This window comes from Streptomyces kebangsaanensis, from assembly GCF_001906585.1.
GTDB classification, from domain to species: Bacteria; Actinomycetota; Actinomycetes; order Streptomycetales; family Streptomycetaceae; genus Streptomyces; species Streptomyces kebangsaanensis.
Genome location: NZ_JUJA01000163.1, coordinates 262,129 through 265,705, shown reverse-complemented (window position 1 = coordinate 265,705; position 3,577 = coordinate 262,129). Strand labels below are relative to the sequence as shown.

At 77.6% G+C, this 3,577-nt stretch carries 3 protein-coding genes; 2 read left to right on the top strand and 1 reads right to left on the bottom strand.

Translation table 11 applies throughout. From position 1 onward, the window contains the following. Together RH94_RS32895 and RH94_RS32890 are read left to right on the top strand one after the other, a co-directional pair. A partial coding sequence (locus RH94_RS32895) for an IclR family transcriptional regulator (protein WP_234426190.1) occupies positions 1 to 550 on the top strand: 550 nt, incomplete at its 5' end. Beyond that, a complete protein-coding gene (locus tag RH94_RS32890) occupies positions 547 to 1,392 on the top strand; it encodes an SMP-30/gluconolactonase/LRE family protein (RefSeq protein ID WP_073951976.1) in 846 nt (281 codons plus the stop codon). The genes RH94_RS32895 and RH94_RS32890, both read left to right, overlap by 4 nt. Positions 1,393 to 2,038: 646 nt before the next feature. Here the strand turns inward: RH94_RS32890 and RH94_RS32885 are convergent. Beyond that, positions 2,039 to 3,445: an FAD-dependent monooxygenase gene (locus RH94_RS32885; RefSeq protein WP_158073115.1), complete on the bottom strand. Its 1,407-nt coding sequence runs from the start codon at positions 3,443 to 3,445 to the stop codon at positions 2,039 to 2,041. Between the last annotated feature and the right edge of the window lie 132 nt (positions 3,446 to 3,577).

The following is a 3,577-nucleotide window of genomic DNA, read 5'->3' as shown; positions in this document are numbered from 1 at the left end:
CCGCTACGCCGAGCAGCTCGACCTCGCCGCCGAAGGCCGGCAGGTCGCCCGCTCGGTCGCCGAGACCTGCGACGAGACCGTGCACGTGGCGATCCTGGAGGACACCGACGTCATCTACATCGCCAAGGTCGACTCCACGCACGCGGTGCGCATGGTGTCCGCGGCCGGCCGCCGCCTCCCGGCGCACTGCACCTCGGTCGGCAAGATGCTGCTCGCCTCCCTGCCCGAGCAGGAGCTCGCCGCGCGCATCCCGGACGGCGCCGAGCTGACCGCGATGACCCCGAACAGCATCACCGACCCGGCCGCCCTGCGCGAGGCCCTGGGCGAGATCCGCGGGCGGGGCGTGGCCGTGGAGAGCCGCGAGTCCAACCCGGACGTCTCGTGCGTGGCCGCGCCGGTGCGCGACCGCACCGGGCAGGTGGTCGCCGCCCTGTCCATCTCGGTGCCCATGATCCGCTGGAGTGAGGAGCGCCGGGCGGAGCTGGAGCAGCTCGCCGCGAAGGGCGCCGCCGAACTGTCGGAGCGCCTCGGACACCGGAGCGCGTCTTGACGGCGTACGAGGTCGCGGTCCGCGCCCGGGCGGAACTGGGCGAAGGCCCCACGTGGGACGCGGCGGCCGGGCGGCTGATCTGGGTCGACATCCTCTCCCGCCGGGTGCACACCTACGACCCCGTCTCGGGCCGGCGCACGGTCCGCGCGACCGAGCAGCACGTGGGCGCCGCCAAGCCCCGCACCGGCGGGGGCCTCGTCCTCAACCTCCGCGACGGGGTGGGCCTGGTGGACCCCGACGGCACCTTCCGCCGACTGCACCACGACCCGGTCCCCGGCCGCCGCGGCAACGACGCCGCCGTCGCGCCCGACGGCTCCCTGTGGGCCGGCACCATGCGCTACGACGAGGCCCCGGGCGGCGGCACCCTCACCCGCCTCACCGGCGACGGCACGGCCGAGGTGGTGCTGTCCGACGCGACGGTCAGCAACGGCACCGGCTGGAGCCCCGACGGCCGTCTGATGTACTACGTCGACTCGCCGACCCGCCGGATCGACGTCTTCGACTTCGACGGCGGACGGGCCACCGGCAGGCGGCCCCTGGCCCGGATCGAGGAGGGCGCCGGCTTCCCGGACGGTCTCACGGTCGACGCCGACGGCTGCGTCTGGGTGGCCCTGTGGGACGGTGCCGCGATCCGCCGCTACACCCCCGCCGGCACCCTGGACCGCGTGCTCCGCCTCCCCGTCCCCCGCCCCACGGCCTGCGCCTTCGGCGGCCCCGGGCTGACCGACCTGTACGTCACCACGGCCCGCACGGGCCTGACGGCCCCGCACCCCCTGTCCGGCTCGGTCCTGGTGGTCCGGGACGCGGGCAGGGGACTTCCCCAGCCGGCGTTCGCAGGCTGACCCCCGACTCCGCGCCCGGCCCACCACGGACCGGGCCAGGCGGCCGGCCCCCGGTCTCCGGGCCCTTGGCTTGCGGTCTATGGGCCCTGGGCCCCCGGTCTCCGGCCCCCGGCCTTCGGCCCCCGGGCCCCCGGCCTTCGGCCCCCGGGCCCCCGGCCTTCGGCCCCCGGCCTTCGGCCCCCGGGCCCTCGGTCTCCGGCCCCCGGCCTTCGGCCCCCGGGCCCCCGGTCTCCGGCCCCCGGCCTTCGGCCCCCGGGCCCCCGGTCTCCGGCCCCCGGCCTTCGGCCCCCGGGCCCTCGGTCTCCGGCCCCCGGCCTTCGGCCCCCGGGCCCCCGGCCTTCGGCCCCCGGGCCCCCGGCACCCGGCCCCCGGGCCCCCGGCCTTCGGCCCCCGGGCCCCCGGCCTTCAGCACCCGGCCCCCGGCACCCGGCCGGGGGCTCCGCCCCGGATCCGACAGCCGGGGGTGGTGCTGTGCGGGCCCGCGTCGATCGCTCGTCGTCGGTGTTGGGGGGAGAGAGAAGAGGTCCCGGCAGGTCCGCCCGGTCCTCGGCGTCACCTCTCCGGTCCCCGGACGCCCGGGGGCACGGCCCCCGCCGGCCGGGTCGCGCGGGGCCGGTCCGCCGCCCTCGGCGCCGGTCGTGCGGGATCAGCCCCCGGTCCGGTCCAGTTCCTCCACGATCTTGCGTTCGGCCGCCGTCAGCGGCGGGCCGGAAAGCGGCGGCAGCAGGGGGCCGTTGAGGACGGTGAGCAGGGTGTCGGGGCGCAGCAGCCGCTCGGGGCCGGTGCGCATGCTGGTGACGTCCCAGAGGGCGGCCGCGGCGCGGTAGGAGCCGGTGGCCGCCCTCGTCAGGCGGCGGCTGTAGGACGTGGCCAGCCGGTCGGCGAGGCCGGGCCGGGCACCGCGGGTGTCCGGGTACCAGACGTCCTGGCCCACGGCCGCCGTCCAGGCCGTGTCGACCGGGCGGGCGGCGCCGCGCTGCACGCGGCGGGCCAGGCCGGGGCCGTCCGGGCCGCAGCGGCGCAGCTCCTCGTGCAGGAGCCGCGCGTGGAACGCGGCCACCGACATGCCCTGACCGTAGGCCGGGTTGTAGGTGGCGACCGCGTCGCCGAGGGCGACGAACCCCTCCGGCCAGTGCGGCAGCCTCTCCAGGTAGCGGCGGATGTTGCTGGTGCTGCGGCTGACGTACACGTCGGTGAGGGGTTCGGCGCCGGAGACCAGCCGGCCCACGATCGGGGAGGGCAGGCCGAGGGCGTAGCGCAGGAACCCCTCGGGGTCCGACGGCGGCTCGCCGCCCCGCGAGCCGGCCAGGCTGACCATCCAGCGGTCGCCCTCGATCGGCAGCACCATGCCGCTGCGGCCCGGCCGGGACGCGTACGGGTCGGACTGCACCATCGTCAGCGGGAACTGCTCGGCCCCCGCGGGCGTACGGTACAGGCGCGTGGCGTTGACCAGTCCGGCGTCCACGGTCCGCTCCCGCACCCCGGTGATCCCGAGCTCCCGCAGCCAGGTGACGACCCGTGAGCCGCGCCCGCTCGCGTCGACCACGAGGTCCGCGGCCAGTTCCTCCTCCCCGGCGGCGGTCGCGACCCGCACCCCGCGCACGCGCCGCGCGTCGCCGGCCAGGCCCACGGCCTGGACCTTGCGGATCCCGGCACCGGTGTGGGCGAGGACGGTGAAGCGCACCGTCCAGTCCAGCAGCGCGCGCGTGCAGCTGAGCATCTTCGGCCCGTCGTGCCGCCAGCGCCGCAGCCAGCCCTCGGGGGTCAGGGCCACCATGCCGTGGCCCAGCGGTATCTCCCGGGCGCCCGCGGCCAGCAGCCGCTGCCGTATGCTCCCGCCCGGCATCAGCTCCTCCATCGCGGCCAGGCCGCCGGCCATGAGCAGATGGGCGTGGCGCCCCTGCGGCAGGCCCCTGCGGTGCTCGGGCCCCTCGGGCAGGTCGTCGCGGTCGAGTACGACCACCTCGTCCACGGCGTCGGACAGCACCGCCGCGGCCAGCATGCCGGCCAGTCCGGCACCGATGACGACAGCTCTGCGGTGACCAGGGGTCATGGGGCTCCTCGGAGTCGGCCATGGGCTCAGCCATGGGGGGTCCTCAGCGTTCCTTCTCGTACGGCGGTCCCGGCGGGCGAGTGGCCCAGTGCCTGCGCCAGTTCCACCAGCCCGCCGGTCCCGGACACCTCC